21 protein-coding genes are annotated in these 19,078 nt (G+C 31.5%); 19 read left to right on the top strand and 2 right to left on the bottom strand.

Annotated features, from left to right (window positions below):
- Positions 1-17: 17 nt before the first annotated feature.
- The gene (locus BFS35_RS02920) at positions 18-632 is read right to left on the bottom strand and encodes a DJ-1/PfpI family protein (RefSeq protein WP_158554240.1); all 615 of its coding nucleotides are present in this window, start codon (positions 630-632) and stop codon (positions 18-20) included.
- Positions 633-741: 109 nt separating this feature from the next.
- Between BFS35_RS02920 and BFS35_RS02915 the strand changes: the two genes are divergently transcribed.
- The 17 genes from BFS35_RS02915 to abc-f (BFS35_RS02840) all read left to right on the top strand — a co-directional run bounded on the left by BFS35_RS02915 (position 742) and on the right by abc-f (BFS35_RS02840) (position 15,531).
- Positions 742-1,266, top strand: coding sequence for a GrpB family protein (locus BFS35_RS02915; RefSeq protein WP_099578010.1), 525 nt, complete (start codon positions 742-744; stop codon positions 1,264-1,266).
- An 83-nt stretch (positions 1,267-1,349) separates the two neighbouring features.
- A complete protein-coding gene (locus tag BFS35_RS02910) occupies positions 1,350-1,937 on the top strand; it encodes an HD domain-containing protein (protein ID WP_099578012.1) in 588 nt (195 codons plus the stop codon).
- A gap of 70 nt (positions 1,938-2,007) precedes the next feature.
- On the top strand, positions 2,008-2,754 hold the full coding sequence (locus BFS35_RS02905) for a class I SAM-dependent methyltransferase (RefSeq protein ID WP_099578014.1): 747 nt from the start codon (positions 2,008-2,010) through the stop codon (positions 2,752-2,754).
- A 117-nt stretch (positions 2,755-2,871) separates the two neighbouring features.
- The gene (locus BFS35_RS14100; RefSeq protein ID WP_275068213.1) at positions 2,872-2,997 is read left to right on the top strand and encodes a hypothetical protein; all 126 of its coding nucleotides are present in this window, start codon (positions 2,872-2,874) and stop codon (positions 2,995-2,997) included.
- Positions 2,998-3,032: 35 nt separating this feature from the next.
- Positions 3,033-4,646 (top strand): ribosomal protection-like ABC-F family protein, encoded by a 1,614-nt coding sequence (abc-f, locus tag BFS35_RS02900; protein WP_099578016.1) that lies wholly within the window; start codon positions 3,033-3,035, stop codon positions 4,644-4,646.
- Between the two features lie 66 nt (positions 4,647-4,712).
- Positions 4,713-5,489, top strand: coding sequence for a class I SAM-dependent methyltransferase (locus tag BFS35_RS02895; protein ID WP_099578018.1), 777 nt, complete (start codon positions 4,713-4,715; stop codon positions 5,487-5,489).
- Between the two features lie 149 nt (positions 5,490-5,638).
- Positions 5,639-6,055 carry a hypothetical protein gene (locus BFS35_RS02890; protein WP_099578020.1) on the top strand — a complete coding sequence of 139 codons (417 nt, stop codon included), beginning with the start codon at positions 5,639-5,641 and terminating at the stop codon, positions 6,053-6,055.
- Between the two features lie 97 nt (positions 6,056-6,152).
- Positions 6,153-6,521, top strand: coding sequence for a GntR family transcriptional regulator (locus BFS35_RS02885; protein ID WP_099578022.1), 369 nt, complete (start codon positions 6,153-6,155; stop codon positions 6,519-6,521).
- On the top strand, positions 6,521-7,621 hold the full coding sequence (locus BFS35_RS02880) for a DUF1648 domain-containing protein (RefSeq protein ID WP_099578024.1): 1,101 nt from the start codon (positions 6,521-6,523) through the stop codon (positions 7,619-7,621). The genes BFS35_RS02885 and BFS35_RS02880 overlap by 1 nt, the downstream gene beginning before the upstream one ends.
- A 127-nt stretch (positions 7,622-7,748) precedes the next feature.
- Positions 7,749-8,273 carry a GNAT family N-acetyltransferase gene (locus BFS35_RS02875; RefSeq protein ID WP_158554239.1) on the top strand — a complete coding sequence of 175 codons (525 nt, stop codon included), beginning with the start codon at positions 7,749-7,751 and terminating at the stop codon, positions 8,271-8,273.
- A gap of 74 nt (positions 8,274-8,347) precedes the next feature.
- Entirely contained in the window at positions 8,348-8,584 is a 237-nt protein-coding gene (locus BFS35_RS02870) for a hypothetical protein (RefSeq protein WP_099578028.1), read from the top strand.
- 82 nt (positions 8,585-8,666) lie between these two features.
- The gene (locus BFS35_RS02865) at positions 8,667-8,879 is read left to right on the top strand and encodes a hypothetical protein (RefSeq protein WP_158554238.1); all 213 of its coding nucleotides are present in this window, start codon (positions 8,667-8,669) and stop codon (positions 8,877-8,879) included.
- 10 nt (positions 8,880-8,889) lie between these two features.
- Complete coding sequence (aac(6'), locus tag BFS35_RS02860; RefSeq protein WP_099578032.1) at positions 8,890-9,339, top strand: aminoglycoside 6'-N-acetyltransferase; 450 nt, start codon at positions 8,890-8,892, stop codon at positions 9,337-9,339.
- A 119-nt stretch (positions 9,340-9,458) separates the two neighbouring features.
- Complete coding sequence (locus BFS35_RS02855) at positions 9,459-10,676, top strand: ATP-binding protein (protein ID WP_099578034.1); 1,218 nt, start codon at positions 9,459-9,461, stop codon at positions 10,674-10,676.
- Between the two features lie 135 nt (positions 10,677-10,811).
- Entirely contained in the window at positions 10,812-12,074 is a 1,263-nt protein-coding gene (locus tag BFS35_RS02850) for a Y-family DNA polymerase (protein ID WP_099578036.1), read from the top strand.
- A 131-nt stretch (positions 12,075-12,205) separates the two neighbouring features.
- On the top strand, positions 12,206-13,597 hold the full coding sequence (locus BFS35_RS02845) for an ATP-binding protein (RefSeq protein ID WP_099578038.1): 1,392 nt from the start codon (positions 12,206-12,208) through the stop codon (positions 13,595-13,597).
- A gap of 413 nt (positions 13,598-14,010) precedes the next feature.
- On the top strand, positions 14,011-15,531 hold the full coding sequence (gene abc-f / locus BFS35_RS02840; protein WP_099578040.1) for a ribosomal protection-like ABC-F family protein: 1,521 nt from the start codon (positions 14,011-14,013) through the stop codon (positions 15,529-15,531).
- Positions 15,532-15,576: 45 nt separating this feature from the next.
- Here the strand turns inward: abc-f (BFS35_RS02840) and BFS35_RS02835 are convergent, their stop codons facing one another.
- Positions 15,577-17,181, bottom strand: coding sequence for an ABC transporter substrate-binding protein (locus BFS35_RS02835; protein ID WP_099578042.1), 1,605 nt, complete (start codon positions 17,179-17,181; stop codon positions 15,577-15,579).
- 93 nt (positions 17,182-17,274) lie between these two features.
- Between BFS35_RS02835 and BFS35_RS02830 the strand changes: the two genes are divergently transcribed.
- Together BFS35_RS02830 and BFS35_RS02825 are read left to right on the top strand one after the other, a co-directional pair.
- Positions 17,275-18,513: an MDR family MFS transporter gene (locus tag BFS35_RS02830; protein ID WP_158554237.1), complete on the top strand. Its 1,239-nt coding sequence runs from the start codon at positions 17,275-17,277 to the stop codon at positions 18,511-18,513.
- A 23-nt stretch (positions 18,514-18,536) separates the two neighbouring features.
- Complete coding sequence (locus BFS35_RS02825) at positions 18,537-19,001, top strand: NUDIX hydrolase (protein WP_099578046.1); 465 nt, start codon at positions 18,537-18,539, stop codon at positions 18,999-19,001.
- Positions 19,002-19,078: the final 77 nt, after the last annotated feature.

Genomic DNA, 19,078 nt, shown 5'->3' with positions numbered 1-19,078 from the left:
CTCATATTTTTAATAATTTAGTTCATCCTATATATCAATTCTTCTTTTGAATATTTCTTTAATAGGGTTCCTGAAAATAATGTATCTTGAACATCATAATTAAGTGCTTTTAAAGTCTCAATTGCAAATTCTCTGAATGCAAACCCAATCGCAGTAATAATATTATTCTCTCGATCATAGTGTACTGGTGTTCTTGTAAGTTGATTCGTTGATAAATCAGGAAATGATTCTATCGTTTCTTCATAGAGACCAGCAGTGAATTGGACATCTTTCAATAAACCTGCTTTTGCAAGTAAGATAGGTGATGAAGATATTGAACTTATCAATGGACGAGTATCTGTATTTAATTTCTTTAAAAATTTAATTAATTTCGTATCATCTATTGCTTTTGTATAATCTATTATTCCAGGCAAAATGATGAGTTTATAATCATTAATATTCAATTCTTCAAAAATTAAACTAGGATTCACTGAAAAATTATCTTCACTTATTATTGGGTCTTTCGTAGAGGCTGCTGTTTCAATTGTCCAAATGTCTTTTTCTTCTAGACTAATCGTTAAATACGAAGTTAAGCAATTAATTTCGTAGAGTGAAAATCCAGGATAAATTATGACAAGTGCTTTATTTTTCAATTTTAAAATCCTTTCCTTAATTCATATATTAATTCATACATTTTATTATTCTTTATTTTCCGAAAATTCTATATAATAAATATAATACAATTGATGGAGGTTGGACGCAATGTCATTAGGGGTTAAGCGTGGTCAGGTTGTATTAAGTGAATACCAAGAAACTTGGGTAGATGAATATAATCATGTTAAAAATGAAATTCTTAATGTTGTGAAGTTAGACAAAAACGCCATTCATCACATTGGAAGTACTTCTATACCTGGTTTATCAGCTAAGCCTATTATTGATATATTAATAGGCGTTGAAGATTATATGTCACTTCCTGAATATTTTTTTAAAGAATTAAAGACAATAGGCATTTATAGATTGCGTGTTGAAAAAGATGATGAAATTGTGTTGGCGAAATTCGAGGATGAATCTTTTCAAAAACATACCCATTTTATTCATATAGTAAATAAAGAACAACAGAAATATACAGAATTATTAAAGTTTCGAGATTATTTACTTTCACATTCAGATGCTAGAATGGAATATCAACGTTTAAAAGAGAAACTATATACACAATACGCAGATGACAGACCTAGATATACACAAGAAAAAGAAGCATTTATCAAATTAATTATTAATAATGAATAGAAACCATGTTTTTTGTTTGAATATCATCTCAGAAATATGTAATTCATTCTCATACAAATAAAATATGAAAGTAAGTGATTTTTATGAATAAAGATTTGACAAAAATATTAGATTTTACAATCGAGTTAGAAAAATTAAAAACTGTGACTAGAATGAATAAAACAGTTGATAAAAGACAAGAAAATAGTGCTGAACATTCCTGGCATGCAGCTTTTGTAGCAGAGGCTTTTTCAAAATTTTATCCCAAAGCGTTAGATACAAATAAAGTTATAATGATGTTACTGATTCATGATGTTGGTGAAATTAATGTGGGTGATACATTTTTATATGATGAGGTAGGTAAGTCAAGTTCTTTTTCAAAAGAACGAACTTCATTAGAAAATACTTTACTGAATTTAGATAAAGATCTTAAGAAAAAATATATAAAGCTTTGGGAGGAATTTGAAATAGGTCATTCTGAAGAAGCCAAATTCGCAAGAATTGTAGATGCTATATTACCCTTGATAAATCATTATGTGACAGGAGATGTAAGCTCAACTGAAGCAAGATTGACAAAATCTCAAGTTATAACAAAAAAACAATTTATAAATGCAGATTCTGAGGAATTATGGGAATTAGCAGCTCATATTATTGATAAAAGTGTTGAAAAAGGTCTTTATGAAGATAAGTAATAATGATTTATACTAGTTGAATGGTATTGATAGATTCTAAATAATAATTATTAATTTAGGGGTGGGTATTGTGTCGAGAAATAATTTCTACGATTCAGACGGTTTATTTAAAGAATTCACATCGATTAGAGAAAACAAAGTTAATTTTAATGATTTAGTTGAGACACCTATTTTATTCAGTATGTTGCCTGATTTGAAAAATAAAACTGTATTAGATATTGGCTGTGGAATGGGGCAACATGTTAAGGCATATGCTGAGATGGGGGCTAAGTCGGTATTAGGTATTGATATTTCTGAAAAACTTCTAGCAATTGCTGAAGAAAAGTTCAATGGTAAGAATATTGAATATCAAATGAAATCTTTTGAAGATTTAGATTCGATAAATGAACAGTTTGATGTTGTTACGAGTTCACTAGTATTTGATTATGTTCAAGATTTTGATCGACTTATGAAAGACATAAGTCATATAACTCATGTTCGTTCACAAATCATTTTTAGCATGTCACATCCTATCGTTACTTCTTATGATCAATCTATACCAAGGTGGACTCGTGATCATGATGGTAATAAACTTCATGCGAATCTATATAATTATTTTATTGAAGGGGAGAAACATTTTTCATGGGGTGGAACAGAGGTAGTTAATTATCACAGAACAATATCTAGTGTAATTAATTCGATAATTCAATCAGGCTTCACAATTCTTGAGTGTCGGGAATCATTAGCTGATGAACATCTTAGAAAAGTATATCCTGAAGTTTTTGCAGGTACTATCCATCGACCGGATTTCATTTTCTTTAAATGTATAAAGTTATAACTTTGAAATAGAACTAGCATATATTATCGCTAGTTCTATTTATTTCAAAATAAATATTTAAATATTCTAAAAATTGTTATATAATATAATTAATTTTTATGATCGGAGGTGTTGGTATTGTTTTTAGAAGTTGCGAAGCGTATGCGTTTTGTTTTAACGGTACGTGGGAAATTTGCGTTTGAAATTCAAAATTGGTGGAGTCTGCCCTTTTTTAAGCAAGTACAACTTCTAGAGGAATACTAAACACGGTTCCTCTAGCACACTAGAGGAGAGAAAAAATGAATATTTTAAACGTAGCCCAAGTATCAAAATCTTTTACAGGTGATGTAATATTTGAGGATATTAAATTTGAAGTAAACGATCATGATCGTATTGGTCTTATCGGAAGAAACGGTGAAGGTAAAACAACCTTATTCAAACTCATTTCAGGAGAAGAGCGTCCTGATAGTGGTTTTATTAGTTTATCAAAAGATATACGCGTTGGTATTTTGAGCCAGATCCCTAAATTCCCGGATGATATGGATGTTTATTCATGTTTAGCACAAACTTTTATTGATCTTGATGTAATAGAGAAGAAAATGAAAGCATTAGAATTAAAAATGGCAAGTAACCCTGATAATCTTGAAAAGATTTTAGTTCAATATGCCAATATACAAGAGAAGTTTGAAGCACTAGGTGGTTATGAAAAGGATAGTAAAATCAACTTTGTAATGCATGGTCTTAAAATTTATCCATTGGCCGGTAGACTTTGGTCTCAGCTTTCAGGTGGAGAACGTACTAAAGTTGGTTTAGCCATGTTATTACTTCAATCACCGGAATTATTACTACTGGATGAACCGACAAATCATCTGGATATCGAAAGTATTGAATGGTTAACGCAATTTATTAAAAATTATAAAGGTGCTGTTATTATTATTTCTCATGACCGTTATTTTCTTGATGAGACGGTGAGTAAAATATTAGAGATAGATCAACAAACGCTGCATATTTATCATGGAAATTATTCTTACTTCATAAAAGAAAAAGAAGATAGAATCTTAAGAGAGTATGAAGAATACAAAAATCAACAGAAGAAAATTCAAAAGATGAAAGCACAGATTAAACAATTAAAAATATGGGCGAATCAAGCTGTACCACCAAATGCCGCAATGCATCGTCGCGCAAAAAGTATGGAAAAAGCTTTGGCTAGAATAGAAATAAAAAAGAAACCGATTATTGATGCTAAAACAATGCAGCTTGATATTCAAAGTGCAGACAAATCTTCTAAAGATGTGTTCACTTTAATTGATGTTGCCAAAATGTATGATGATATATTGTTTGAAGATGTAAATATGAAAATCAGAAGAAATGATAGGATTTCTATTGTTGGAGCCAATGGTACAGGAAAAAGTACGTTAATAAAAATGATGTTAGAGGATGTTAATCCTGATGAAGGCGAAATCATTATTGCACCTAATATTAAGATTGGTTATCTCTCACAACATCATTTTACTGAAGACAATGATACTGTTTTAGACGCGTATCGTGCATACGCATCAGTCACAGAAGGAGAGGCTCGTAATCATCTCGCTGGATATTTATTCTATGGTTATGATGTATTTAAAAAAGTGAAAGATTTAAGTGGTGGAGAAAAGATGCGTTTACGATGGGCACAAATTATGTCGAATGATTTTAATGTACTCATTCTCGATGAACCTACTAACCACTTAGACATTGAATCTAAAGAAATATTAGAAGATGCTTTAGATAAATTCGAAGGAACGATTATCGCTGTTTCGCATGATAGATATTTTCTTGATAAGTTTTTCGATGTTACTTATTGGATTGAAGATAAAAATGTAAACATGTATTTAGGAAATTATAGTTATGCGAAGCAGAAAAAAGCTGAATAAACTTAACCCTTTATTATTTTATTCTAGGTTTGATTTTACTTACTTTCATATTAAAGGAGATATGTTATGAATCAATATGTAGATTTTAATCAAGAAAGATGGAACAATGTATCAAAGAAAAAAGGTAATGCTTATTCAATTCCGTTAAGTCATGAAGAATTTATATATATTAAAAATAATCCTATCGATGTTAGTTTGACAATTGGCAAAAGTGTACCTAACGAATGGTTCACAAAAGCGAAAGGTAATAAATTATTAGGTTTAGCTTGTGGTGGAGGTCAACAAGGTCCTATTTTCTCTGCTAAAGGTTATGATACAACAATTATGGATTTCTCAGAAGAGCAGTTAAATAAAGATAGAATGGTTGCTGAAAGAGAAAATATCATTATTACCACAGTTCAAGCCGATATGACTAGAGATTTTCCTTTTGAAAATGAAACTTTTGATATTATTTTTTGTCCAGTATCGAATGTATATATTGAAGATTTAGAGAACATGTGGAAAGAGTCATATAGAGTGTTAAAACCTGGTGGTTTATTAATGGTTGGTTATTTAAATCCATGGGTCTATATGTATGACGGTGATATTGTTTGGGATCAACCCGATAAAGAATTATTATTAAAATATAAATTACCTTTCAATTCTAGACAGCTTGAAGAAGATGGTAATTTAATTATTGATCCTGAGTATGGATATGAATTTAGCCATACACTAGAAGAGCAAATTGGCGGTCAATTAAAAGCAGGTTTTGCCATGATTGATTTTTATGAATCAAAAGATGTCCGAAACAGACTAACAAAATATGGTAGTGACTATATTGCTAATCTATCTATCAAATTGTAATTATATTAAATGGTTTTCAAAATCAAATTCAACAAATATATCTATCGTTTCTGATACCATAATAGTGAACTACACTCTTAATAGGATGTGATTATTTCATGAATATTAATGATCTAAAGCTTACTCAGCTCTATTTGAATTAACGTAAAGTGGATGAGGTAAGTGAATGGCTGGATGATGTTTCTGTCAAAAATACAATAATCTCGGTAATTCAGTATGATAATCAATTTTATATCGTTGATGGTCATACACATTGCTTCGTTGCTTTTCAAAAAGGGGTTATAGATATCCCTGTTGAAATTTATGATATTGATAATACATCAGTAGAGATGCAATTATATCTGGATTGTATAAAGTGGTGTGAACAAGAAAATATTTATCATATTAATGATCTATCCCATCGCATTCTAGCAGAAAAAGAGTTTGAAAAACTTTGGATTGAGAGATGTCAAAATCATATGAAAGATATTCAGGATGCTCGTGATGCTGATATTGCTTATCGTGAGCATTTGAACCATAAAGTAACCTATACTCACGAAGAAGTCATGAAACATTTCAAATTGTAATCCTACACCAATCTGTTATAATAAATATATAACAGATTGGTTTTTTATTTTTACCTTTAAATCTGTTCTATACTTTGTATAACAGAGAGGTGGTTCAATGTACATAGAGATTGATGAAACGAGTAGCGTACCGGTTTATTTACAACTTGCCAATCAAATTATATATCACATTGCAGAAGGGAATGTCGTACCTTATGATCCGTTACCTTCTGGTCGTGCATTTGCAAAGAGTCTTCAGATTAATATGCATACGGTGAACAAAGCTTATCATTATCTGGAGGAGAAACAATTGATTCTCGTGCAGCCGAAGTCCGGAGCGATAATTCATCCTGATGCTTTAAAGGCTGCTACAAAAGTTGAACGGGAAGAATTAATGAGTCGTTTGAAACCGATTATTGATGAAGCGAAGTGCAAACAATTGGATGTTGCTGATTTACTGAAATTAATTGAAAAGGGAGAGGGTTAATGATGGAAGGTTTATTACTTAGTAGCATATTGTTTTTAACCGGCTTATTGTTCTTATTGAATGGTCGTTTCGTTCGTCGTAATATTTTATTTAGTGTCTTTGTGCCTGAGAGTGAAACAAATAATACTATGATTCAACCGATAAAATCTCGTTACAACAGGCAGATAATCATATTAGCAATCGCTGTTTCTCTATTATTTAGTTTGATTTATTTATTTGCTAGTCATTCAGCAGCACTCCTGAGCTTTGTCGTATTACTGCATGTTTTAATTATCTTCGCAATATTTATCTATAAGAACGCGCATGATGCGTTAAAAGCTGTAAAGTTAAGCGAAGAGTGGATGAAAGATATTAAAGTAGTGAAAGCGACTGATACGAGTTTAATGACAGAAAGTTCTCCGCTTCCGAATGCTTTATTTGTGATTCAGCTACTTGCATTTATCGCTGCGTTTATATTTGTTGCACTGAACTATGATAGAATACCTGAAACGATAGCAACACATTGGAATATTAAGGGTGAAGCCGATAACTTTAGTCCGAAAAACATCATCAGTGTATTTGCGCCTGGTGTACTTGGACTTGTAATTTTGTTAGTACTTTTTGCAAGTTCAAAAGGGATAAACTTTTTCGATGGTAGTGTTAATCCTTCTGCTAAATCAGCTTCGATTAAATTTGTCAAGAAATCTAAGTTAATTAACAGTATGATGATTCATCTCATATCATTTACAATGACTTTACTCTTTATTTTAATCTTTGTACGACCTGCTATCTATAATGGGGATTATCTTCCTCATGGAATTATGAGAATGTTAATCGCTATAATGCTGGTTATTACAGTAGTTTGTCTTTATTTACAAGTTTCTGAAGATAAGAAGTATCGTCAGGCAGCAGCTTCATCAGATAAAGCACCTTATTATAATGAAGGTCATTATATCTTCGGACTATTCTATTATAATCCGGATGATTCTAATGTCTGGGTACCGAAGATTTCTCAAATGGGTATGACGCTCAATATGGCGCGACCGATATCCTGGTTTATCGCGTTTATGCTTATAGGTTTACCCTTTGTAATCATTGCGCTTATTACAATTTTCTCATAATGTTTTAATATGAAGTTAACTTCATTTTTTACGGATATTTTAGTAGATTTGAAGCTAACTTCATTTTTTATTTATTCTGTTTTCTATTATTATAAAGATAACAAATAAATCATTAGGAGAGATGCTTATGATTTCATATGAACAATTACAATACAAAGACGTTAATCAATTAAAAGACTACTTTAAACATGTTATTTCACATACATTTTTAAACAATGGCGTTGATGATGATGAAGACCTTAATAACGAAATTAATAAGAAGATAACTTATATCAATCATTATTTTAATGGTTCAGATGATATGTTTATTGTCGCTAAGGATGGCGACGTTGTTGTTGGAATCATTGGGTTCTATACACCTAATCAAATGATCCAGAAGCTTGTCGGAGATAAAGTTGATGGATTAAAAGAGATGGGAACACTATACATACATCCTGATTATCAGAGTAGAGGAATAGGCAGTCAACTTATCACGCTTTTAACACAGTTTATGAAAGAGCAGGGTATCGATTCGTACTGTTTTGACTGTGGTTATAAAAAATCAATGGCCACATGGACGCGTAAATTTGGTCAACCTACGTATTTCTTTAAAGATTACTGGGATGTAGGAGATCATTATGCTGTTTGGGTGATTGATATTAAGGATGTCTAATAAAGATAAGAATTTTGCATTCATTATAACTTAATGTTGTTTTTTATTTTTCAACCCTTTCGGAGGTGTTACCCATGCATCCAGAGATTGGAGTAGCTTTTAATAATTTACATCAGTTAAGAAAAGATTATTTTTCCTCTTCAATATTTATCAACGAATTAAATAAACATGTAGAACAAGATAAATGGAGTGTCGGAGAAGTGATTTTTCATTGTTATTTGTTACTTAAGTTGACACGTCAGTTTTCAAAGTATTATATTCCAATCGCTAAACATTGCGTTGCTTTAAATACCGAATCATACTTCTTATAATAATGATATGCATAATATTTATGCTGGTAAAACAATGAAAGCACCTTTTATCTTAACTCCAAAACTTAACGTGGAGTATCATTTGCAAGATTTATTCGATTTACTCGAAACAGAGACTGAATTATTAAAAGAACATGTGGGCCTACTGAATGATCAACAAGTTCAAAAGATTCGATTTCCAGATCCTGTACCTAAATATCCTAATGTCGTGCAGGTTGTAAAGCTTTTATATATTCACGAAAAACATCACTATGAAGTAGTGAGTGCAAGAAATGAGCAATATCATAGAGATTAGGAGTAATGAAATGATCCATCGACTGACTCAAGAAAAATTAGATAGTGTAACGCAACTTGCACTAAAGCTTTGGCCAGATAATCAATATAATGATTTGAAAGTAGAATTTAATGATATCTTGAATGATGATAATCAATGTGTGTTTCTTTTTGTTGCAGATCAAATAGATGTAGGTTTTGCTCATGTCAGTTTGCGTGTTGATTATGTTGAAGGGACAGATTCAAGTCCGGTAGGTTTTCTTGAAGGTATTTATGTCTCTCCTGATTATAGAAATCAAGGTATCGCAAGAGAACTTATTGAAGTATGTGAGCAATTTGCCAAAGATAAGGGCTGTACTGAATTTGCGAGTGATTGTGAGCTTACAAATCTAGATAGTATTTTAATGCATGAAAAACTAGGGTTTGAAGAAACTAATAGAATCGTGTGTTTTAAAAAGAAAATAGAAAGATTTAAATGTTAATTACATTTATTCCGGCAAATATGGAGTTGTATTCCATATTTGCCGAACTTTTTTGATTGATTTTTATGTTTTTTTCGGCTAATATGGAGTTGTATTCCATATTAGCCGGAGGTGGCTTAATGTATATCCATAGAACAATTGAAGATACATTGCTAAAAGTTCAACAAAATTTTAAAGTTGCTTTAATTACTGGACCACGACAGGTCGGTAAATCTACTGTATTGAAGCATTTATTTGGTGATGATTACGAATATGTCACTTTAGATGATTTATTCGAATTGAATCTTGCGAAAGAAGATCCAAAGCTTTTTTTTATGAATCATCCTGGGAAATTAATCATTGATGAAGTGCAATATGCACCTGAATTATTTATAGAAATTAAAAGACTCGTTGATCAAAACGATGATTATGGACAATATATTTTAACAGGTTCTCAAGGATTTAGTTTAATGCGTAATATTTCTGAGTCCTTAGCAGGTCGCGTTGGTATTATTGAAATGAATGGTCTGTCTACACGTGAAATTGTTGGTGATGATATGTTATCACCATTTATTCCAAATAAAGATTTTATTGCTGCAAAAAGAAAATATGTTGAATTAAGTGAGATGTGGCGTATCATTCAGCGTGGAAGTTTACCTGAACTGTATAAGAACGAAAATCTCGATTGGGACATGTATTATGCTTCTTATGTAAAAACATATATTGAACGAGATGTCCGTGATTTGCTTAATGTTAAAGATTTAAATCTATTTTCTCAATTTTTAACGGCATTAGCTGCACGTACTGCTCAAATGTTGAATTACAACACGATTGCAAATGAAATTGGTGTTGATATAAAGACAATCAAAAGTTGGATTAGTGTACTTGAAACATCAGGTATTATATATCTTTTACAACCTTTTTCTAATAATAGATTGACCCGTGTTATTAAAACACCGATGTTATATTTTAAAGATACAGGGCTTGTTTGTTATCTACTGAAATGGAAAACACCAGAAACACTAATGAATGGTGCAATGAGTGGAGAAATTCTTGAGACATTCGTGATTTCTGAGATTATTAAGTCTTTTAATAATGCAGGTATAACTAATGTACCTATAATGTTCTATCGTGATAGAGATATGAAAGAGATTGATGTCATTATTGAAGAAGATGGTGTTTTGTATCCAGTTGAAATAAAAAAAACATCGATGCCAACATTAAAAATGGCCAAAAATATGGCTGTTTTAGAGAAAGCTGAAGGCTTTTCAATTGGTAATCAAATGATTTTAAGCTTTGTTCAACAAAAAAGTTATTTAGCTTATGATACGATTACTTATCCTATTTGCGCCATTTAACCCTGTCCAAAGTAGTCTATAAAGGCTACTTTTTTATTTATACAAAACCAGAACATACGTTCTATTTTTATTGAAATAGAACGTATGTTCTGGTATGATAAATATATCATCAAAGATTATAAGAGGGTGCTTAATATGTATGATTACAGTCTATGTGAGAAAAGGAATGTACTCTGTATTGACCAGAAGAGTTTCTTTGCGAGTGTTTCTTGCATCATGAAAGGACTTGATCCTATGACAACAAAGCTCGCTGTTGTCGCTGATACGAAACGACAGGGGTCTGTTGTACTTGCTGCTACACCACCGCTAAAAGCAATGGGGATAAAGACCGGTTCACGTTTATTTGAAATACCTCATCGTTCTGATATTTATATTATCAATCCTTCGATGAACACTTACTTGAAAGTTGCCAGTCAAATTGCTGAGATTTCACTGCAATATGTTGCACCGGAGGATTACCATCAATATAGTATCGATGAATTTTTTATGGATGTTACAAAGAGTTACAAATTATATGCAGAAACTCCTTATGAATTGGCTTTAAAGATTAAGAATGAAATTTATGATAAGACGCAAATTCAGTGTGCCGTGGGCATAGGGGATAATGTCTTACTCAGCAAGATTGCACTGGATATGGAGGCAAAGAAACAACCGGATGGTATTGCTGAGTGGCATTATGAAGATGTACCGGCAAAGATGTGGTCGATTGAGCCGTTAAGTAAGTTTTGGGGAATTAATCGTCGCACCGAGAAGAAACTCAATCAAAAGGGGATATTCACGATTGGGCAGCTTGCTAATTATCCGCATCATTATTTAAAGCGTGATTTCGGTATTATCGGAGTAGACCTGCATTTACATGCGAATGGCATCGACTCAAGTTTAATCCGAGAGAAACATCATATTTATAAACCCTCTATTAATAAAAGTCAGATTTTAATGCGTGATTACCGTTTCGATGAACTACGAGCTGTCGTGTTAGAACATGTTGAAGAAGTAACATTCAGACTACGTGCCGACAATATGATTGCACGTACGATTTCTTTTACTGTTGGTTATAGTGATGAAGGAAAAGTAAATAAAAGTTACACATTATCTGAAGGGACGAATTTAACCGCTGATATCTTTCAGGTTGTGTGGGGATTTATGATGCAGTTATGTGATAAGAAGCGTATGTATCGTACAGTAAATATTTCACTTACAAACTTTATTCGTGAGGAAGATCGTCAGTTATCGCTCTTTGTCGATGAGTTTGAACGTGAGAAACAGGAGAGACTGGAAAAGACGGTAGACCAGCTAAAGATACGTTTCGGGAAGAATAGTGTCTTGCGTGCAGTTTCGTATACAGAGCAAGGCACGGCGATGAAGCGTAATGGATTGATTGCTGGTCATAAAGCATAGTAGTAATTTTAAGAACTGATTAAATGTCAGTTCTTTTTTATTCGCATAATCGTAATCAACATAATCGTAATTATGCATAATTACGATTATATTGATTATAATTATGCTATAATGATATTTGAGGTGAGAAAATGTTTATAGGAAGAGAAAAAGAATTACGTTGGTTAGAAGAGCAATATACGAGTGATAAATTTGAAATGAGTATATTATATGGTAGAAGACGAATTGGAAAAACTAGACTAATAAAAGAATTCATTAAAGATAAAAAAGCCATATACTTTTTAGCTACAAATGGCACTGAAAAATTAAATTTACAACTTTTCTCAGAATACTTATTTAATATATTGAGTCCATCATTGACTACAGCACAATTTCCAGACTTCCATAGCGCATTTAAATATTTAGGTGAACAAGCAAAAAATGAAAGAATCGTACTTGTGATAGATGAATATCCATATTTAGCCGAATCAGTAAAAGGGGTATCAAGTATCCTTCAACGCGTAATAGACGAATATTTTATAAATACTAAATTATTCATTATTTTATGTGGATCATCAATGAGCTTTATGGAAAAGCAAGTTCTAGGTCAAAAAAGTCCGTTGTATGGCAGAAGAACAAGTCAAATGAAATTGTTCCCTTTTTCATTTGAAGAAGTGCTAGATTTCTTTCCAAATTCAAGTAATGAGGAAGCAGCAATATATTATGGTGTCACTGGAGGTGTAGCTGAGTACCTTACATTTATAAATCCAGATGACACTCTTGATAATAATCTTATTCACTTATTTTTTGAAACGCGAGGAAGACTATACGAAGAACCACAAAACTTACTTAATCAAGAATTAAGAGATCCCAAAATTTATAATGAAATATTGTTATCAATAGCTAGTGGATCTAGTAAAAATAATGAAATTGCGACAACAATAGGCAAACGTTCTTCAGACATTACACCGTATTTAAACAATTTACAGGAGTTAATGATTGTCGAGAAAGTCGAATCTATTTCAGAATTTGGTTCAAAAAAACCAATATATAGAGTACGTGATTTTATGTATAGATTCTGGTTTAAATTTGTAAAAACAGGACAAGCTATGATTGAAATGGATGAAGGGAAAACATATTATTACGAAAAAGTTAAACCTTATATTAATGAGTATATGGGATTAGTGTTCGAACAAATCGTATTCGAATATATGAATAAAAAGAATAAAACATTTAAAATAGATGATAAAATAATTCAACAGGGTATATTCTTTGGAACAGATAAATATAAGAAAAAAGAAGTTGAAATTGACTATTTAGGAATAAGTTCAAATAAATATTATCTTGGAGAAGTTAAATGGAGAAATGAAAAAGTAAAATCAAAATTACTCCTTTCACTACTAGATAAATCGACTATCATACCTAAAAAACATCAATATCTATTGTTTAGTAAGTCTGGATTTGTTGAAAGTGATATTTTTGAACAATATGATGTAGAGTGTATAAGTTTTGAAGAAATTTGTTCATTATTGAAAAATAAATAAAAGAAAAGGAACAAATTTAACGTGAGAAACAAGAAATGATTACAAAATGATTGAAGCTGACAGTTGACCAGTTAAAGGTACGTTTCTGAAGGAACGCGTATATTGCGTACTGTATCGTATACAAAGCAAGGAAAAGTGGGTTTAATCGCAGGTCATAAGGTTTAGTATTGATTTTAAGAACTGATTATATGTCAGTTCTTTTTTTGACTAAATGTAATAATGTGTTGAAAGCCATCTACCATAAGTATATAATTACACTAAATCTAACAATCGAGGTAAAGGGTCATGATTATTCTATAATCCAAATGATGATATTAATTAAATCATTCAAATCAGGATTAAGGGATAACTATGTCCTTTTTTAATATCATCATTTGGACTTTCATATATTAAAAGATGAAAGGAAGAATGACATGATGCTACAATTAAATAATATTCTTAAACAAATAGAAGATACGACTTTATTCGAAATAGACCAATTAAAGATTGGCCAAGGGGAGAAGATTGGCTTAATCGGTAAAAATGGTTGCGGTAAATCTACATTACTTAAAATGATTGCCCAAATAGATACTTCATATTCAGGTGTAATAACTAATCCGTTTCAAACAAAATATGTTCCGCAATTGAAAGAAATAACGAGCCAGTCCGGCGGGGAACAGACGAAAAGTTACTTACTTGATGCTTTTAACAGCAATAATGCTTTATTGTTACTTGATGAACCATCCACTAATTTAGATATGAACAATATCAAGTGGCTCATCAATCAAATCAATCAATTTCAAGGGACAATGGTAATCGTGAGTCACGATAGATCATTGCTCAATCAAACAGTACAAAAAATATTAGAAATAGAAGAGAAAAGACTTAATATATATACCGGTAACTATGATGAATACGATGAACAAAAAAAGAAACAATATGAGCAGCAATTAAAAGAATATGAACAGTATCAAAAGAAAATGAATCAACTCCAGCAAGAATCTATTGAAAGAAATAAACATGCTAAAAACTTTAAAAAAAGAAAGAAGAATATTAGTATTTCCGACTATAAAGTCAATTCAAGAATGGGTGCTTATGACAGCCAGGAAAAAGCAATCGCTAAATCAAGCAAAGTGCTGCAAAAACGAATGGAACAAATGGAAAAAGTAGAAAAACCTAAAAATGAAAAGCATTATAAGATTAAAGCAGTCGGTAAATTAAAGCAAATAGGTGCGACTTTAATACATTTAGATAACTTTAATTTAAAGGTTGGCAATCAGCAATTATTTCATGCAGACCACTTCAAGATGGTGCAGGGGGATAAAATTGCAATTACAGGACCAAATGGGAGTGGTAAGACAACTTTTATTAGACAGTTAATTAAAGAGCAAATAGATGGCTACTATAAACCAAATATAAAAATAGGTTATTTTGCACAAAATTTAACGACGTTAGACGAACAAAAGAGTATATTTGAGAATGTACGAAGTACATCTGTACAGGACGATATGCTTATTAGAAATGTACTCGCTGCATTAGGATTTGATTATTCTAGATTGAATCAAATTGTTAAGTTTATATCCGGCGGAGAACGTGTGAGACTACAAATCATAAAGTTATTACTCGGTGATTATGATCTGTTAATCTTGGATGAACCGACAAATTTTCTTGATATTTCTACATTACAAGCATTAGAGCACTTCTTAAAAGATTATCCTGGAAGTTTTCTGATTGTATCTCATGATGAGCAATTTATAAATAATACGACAAAGAATAAATTTGTCATAAAACAACAACAATTATTAGATGACACAAAACAGAAAGAATATCAAACGACTAATAGTAGTCACTTACAGCTATTAGAATATAAATTAGAACAAATGATACTTGATCCTGACATAAATATACAGGATGTTATCAAACTTAAAAAGAAAATAGAAAATCTTAAAAAGTAATCAAAATTCATAAAACAAAAAACTTTCAGATCTTCTGAAAGTTTTTTATCGTTTAATCACAACTTCTGAAAAGTTATAGAATCCAGCAGTAGTTACTTTTGCATTATGAATGCTATTTGGTACTTTAACTTCCTGAGTAATGTTGAAGATAGGGTAGAGTGTATGTGATTCAAATAACGACTGATTAATCGCATGATTCAGTTCATTCCACTCACGAGTATCTGTTGTGATATATGTAGCATAATAATCACTCAACAGAGGATACTGTTGTGATAAATGGTGATGCATCGTTTTATTTTGATAGAGCAGAGTAAAATATTCAAAGGATTCCGCTTCACTAAAGAACATGCCATGGATATAAATATCCCCCTCAACTGTTATTTCACTTTTAAAGGAAGTCATAATATCGATAGGTTTTAATACCGCTTCTATATTGTATCGCTTTAAATATCTTTTATACTGGAGCATCTTTTTTTCGATATAGCTCGGATAGACAATGGTTATAGAGAAATGATCTTCTAATTTATTTAATGGTTTAAGTGAAAGTGGCTGATTTTTTAGTATATAAGGCGTTCCTTTACTTGTGTGTATATCTTTAAGATGATGAACGGACTGCTGAAATAAGTAATGCACAGTTGCTTTCTGAAGATCAGATAACTTATTTTGAGCGAGTGACAGCACATAATAAAAACCATCCGTTACTTCAATATGCTGGAACGTATCACTATCACTTAACATAAAGTTACTTTCTTTAAGCTTCGGTATATAAATTAATTCAACTTCATCCAGATATGATTGATAGCCATAATACTGATTAAAAGATTTTAAAGTCGTTTGAAATTCATTATTCATTGCGATATAAAATGGTCCAGTACCGATAATTTGCTGCTTATCCTGCTTATAGATTGCAAGATTTAACTTACATAACACGTCTTTAAAATACGAAAAATCATTATAGTATATTTTAAGCGTAAGTTTATTAATTACTTCCATTGAGACAATTGGACTTAATAACACTTTCGTCTCCTGAAACGCTATTGCATGACTCAGACATCGTTTAATATCTTCAGCAGTCACTTGAGTACCATCATGAAAGTAAATATTCTTCCGTAAATATATCACTGCATGGTCATCATAAAAATCAATATGCTGTGCTATCTTAAAATGATATTGGTTCGAATGTTTATCATAAGCGACTAACGTGTCGTAAACATTACTCAATATATTGGCGCTATTGATATCTACCACTTCTAAAGGATGAGAATAGAGTGGGGCGTAGCGCTTCTTAACGACTAATTTGTCTACATCAGCTGTAGATACACCGAGTAATTGATTGGCTTTCGTAATTAGCATCTGTTTATGATGAATAGACCAGTCCCATGTTAAATATTGAATAGCATCTGATAATTGATATGGTGTTAGCATTGCATTCACCTTATTGAAATATAATGTATCGATATCCACGAACCATTGAACCGTAGATTGATTCCCGCGACCACGTGCACTCTTAAAAGTGAGATAACCACTATCCTGCCATCTTTTTAAACTTCTGGATAAATGCTTCTGGCTCACCTTTAACTGTTCACTGACAGATGATTGATGAAATGCTGTAATCTTCAAATTATAGAATGACAGTAATAATTGCTCCATAGCTCCTCCTAAAAGTGGACTGAAATAAAATATTGTCCATTTTTAAATCATTATGTCTACTTTATCATATGTAGAAAGTTAGGGGGAATGAAAATGAAAGTTCGTGACTTACCAATCAATATACAACTCAGATTGTGGGGTTCCTTTGTCAATCGCTGTACTTATAGTGCGACACTACCATTTATTGCACTATATTTAACAGATCAGCTGAATGCAAGAATCGCTGGATTGTTTTTAGCATCAATCGTCTTTGTCCAGTTTATCAGTAATATATGGGGAGGTTACTTAGTCGACCAATTCCCGAGGAAAAAGATGCTGATTTTTGGATCATTTACTGAAGCATTATCGCTAATATTCATGTGGCTCACTGTTGTCAACTCATGGATTTATCTGTTTATGACGACGTTTGTACTCTTTACGATATTCAGTGCATTTCGCAGACCTTCTATGAGTGCACTAGTTCAGGATTCAGCAACAGATGAAAATAAGAAATTATTATATCGGATGGATTACTGGCTGATTAATTTATCACTGGCAATAGGCGCACTTCTCGGTGGGCTATTCTATAACGAACATAAAAGCTGGTTATTCTTTGCTTCAGCGATGGTGGCACTGTTATTAAGTTTCTTATATATGAAATATATTGAAGAAACAAACAGCTTTATCCGTAAAAAAGAACATAAAAATGTATTTGTAGATTTGTTCATTGCATATCAGACTGTCGTTAAAGATAAACGATTCGTATTGATGGTAATCGGTACGATGTTCATTGCAACTGTGGAGCTCATGACAAGTACTTACGTTGCTGTAAGATTACATAAAAACTTTGACACAATTTACATGTCCGGTTTTGAAATTACCGGTGTTAGAATGTTTACAATCATTAACCTCGTTAATACAATTACCGTGATTACATTTTCTTTATTAGTTGGTAAGTGGTTAGAGAAGTTTAAAGTAAGTAGAATTCTAGGATTTGGACTATTGATGTATGCAATAGGATATGCAGTACTTACTTCTGCAAATATGTGGTGGCTGATTATCATAGCTGTGCTTATTGCTACATTTGGTGAAATGATATTTGCACCGATTAAAAGTGCGGAAATGCTGACATTAATACCAAAACAAAAACGAGGTACCTATAATACATTCAGTTCATTCACATTCAGTGGCGCACAGCTATTATCTAATGGATCTTTAATCCTTGGTACATATTTAAACCCATATGCGATGAGTGTAGTTGTGTTTGTGATCGTAATTATTGGATCAGTACTTATGATGAACAGCTTGTATAAAAATGATAAAAGGGACATGAAGTTAAGATATCAATCTTAAATCAAATTCAAAGGATGAATTAAATGAATTACATTAAGAAAATGAGAAAAATAATTGGACATGATTATCTAATAGTTGTTGGATCTGGAGTAATACTCGAAAAAGATGATAAAATTTTATTAGAACAAAGAGCAGATAATAGTCTATGGGGCATCCCTGGTGGATTGTTGGAAATTGGTGAAACGGTAAAAGAAACTGCTATCCGAGAAATATATGAAGAGACAGGATTAAATGTCCATACTATGAATTTATTCGGAATTTATTCAGGGGAAAAAGCAAAAACGATTTATCCAAATAACGATAAAACATATTGTATAACGATATTATTTCATTCAAAAAATTTTGAAGGTGAATTAAAGCCATCACATGAATCCAAAGCATTAAAATACTTTTCAAGAGAAGAATTAAGATCCATTCCAATTAATACATCAAATATAGAAATGATTGAAGATTGGATTGATGGTAATTATCACATAAATATAAAATAAATATTTTAAATACCCATCGAATAATTTTATCTTAAAAACAAAGGTTAAATTGTAGAGATAAACTTATAAGGACACTG

It is taken from the genome of Macrococcoides goetzii (assembly GCF_002742385.2).
Lineage (GTDB): Bacteria > Bacillota > Bacilli > Staphylococcales > Staphylococcaceae > Macrococcoides > Macrococcoides goetzii.
The sequence above is the reverse complement of the archived record's forward strand: the minus strand, read 5'-3'. Positions and strand labels throughout refer to the sequence as shown.

Bases quoted from the DNA above. Each gene is read 5' to 3' on its own strand.
- BFS35_RS02915 (WP_099578010.1), top strand. From the start codon at position 742: ATGTCATTAGGGGTTAAGCGTGGTCAGGTTGTATTAAGTGAATACCAA.
- BFS35_RS02910 (WP_099578012.1), top strand. From the start codon at position 1,350: ATGAATAAAGATTTGACAAAAATATTAGATTTTACAATCGAGTTAGAA.
- abc-f (WP_099578016.1), top strand. From the start codon at position 3,033: ATGAATATTTTAAACGTAGCCCAAGTATCAAAATCTTTTACAGGTGAT.
- BFS35_RS02895 (WP_099578018.1), top strand. From the start codon at position 4,713: ATGAATCAATATGTAGATTTTAATCAAGAAAGATGGAACAATGTATCA.
- BFS35_RS02885 (WP_099578022.1), top strand. From the start codon at position 6,153: ATGTACATAGAGATTGATGAAACGAGTAGCGTACCGGTTTATTTACAA.
- BFS35_RS02880 (WP_099578024.1), top strand. From the start codon at position 6,521: ATGATGGAAGGTTTATTACTTAGTAGCATATTGTTTTTAACCGGCTTA.
- BFS35_RS02875 (WP_158554239.1), top strand. From the start codon at position 7,749: ATGATTTCATATGAACAATTACAATACAAAGACGTTAATCAATTAAAA.
- BFS35_RS02870 (WP_099578028.1), top strand. From the start codon at position 8,348: ATGCATCCAGAGATTGGAGTAGCTTTTAATAATTTACATCAGTTAAGA.
- BFS35_RS02855 (WP_099578034.1), top strand. From the start codon at position 9,459: ATGTATATCCATAGAACAATTGAAGATACATTGCTAAAAGTTCAACAA.
- BFS35_RS02850 (WP_099578036.1), top strand. From the start codon at position 10,812: ATGTATGATTACAGTCTATGTGAGAAAAGGAATGTACTCTGTATTGAC.
- BFS35_RS02845 (WP_099578038.1), top strand. From the start codon at position 12,206: ATGTTTATAGGAAGAGAAAAAGAATTACGTTGGTTAGAAGAGCAATAT.
- abc-f (WP_099578040.1), top strand. From the start codon at position 14,011: ATGATGCTACAATTAAATAATATTCTTAAACAAATAGAAGATACGACT.
- BFS35_RS02835 (WP_099578042.1), bottom strand. From the start codon at position 17,181: ATGGAGCAATTATTACTGTCATTCTATAATTTGAAGATTACAGCATTT.
- BFS35_RS02830 (WP_158554237.1), top strand. From the start codon at position 17,275: ATGAAAGTTCGTGACTTACCAATCAATATACAACTCAGATTGTGGGGT.
- BFS35_RS02825 (WP_099578046.1), top strand. From the start codon at position 18,537: ATGAATTACATTAAGAAAATGAGAAAAATAATTGGACATGATTATCTA.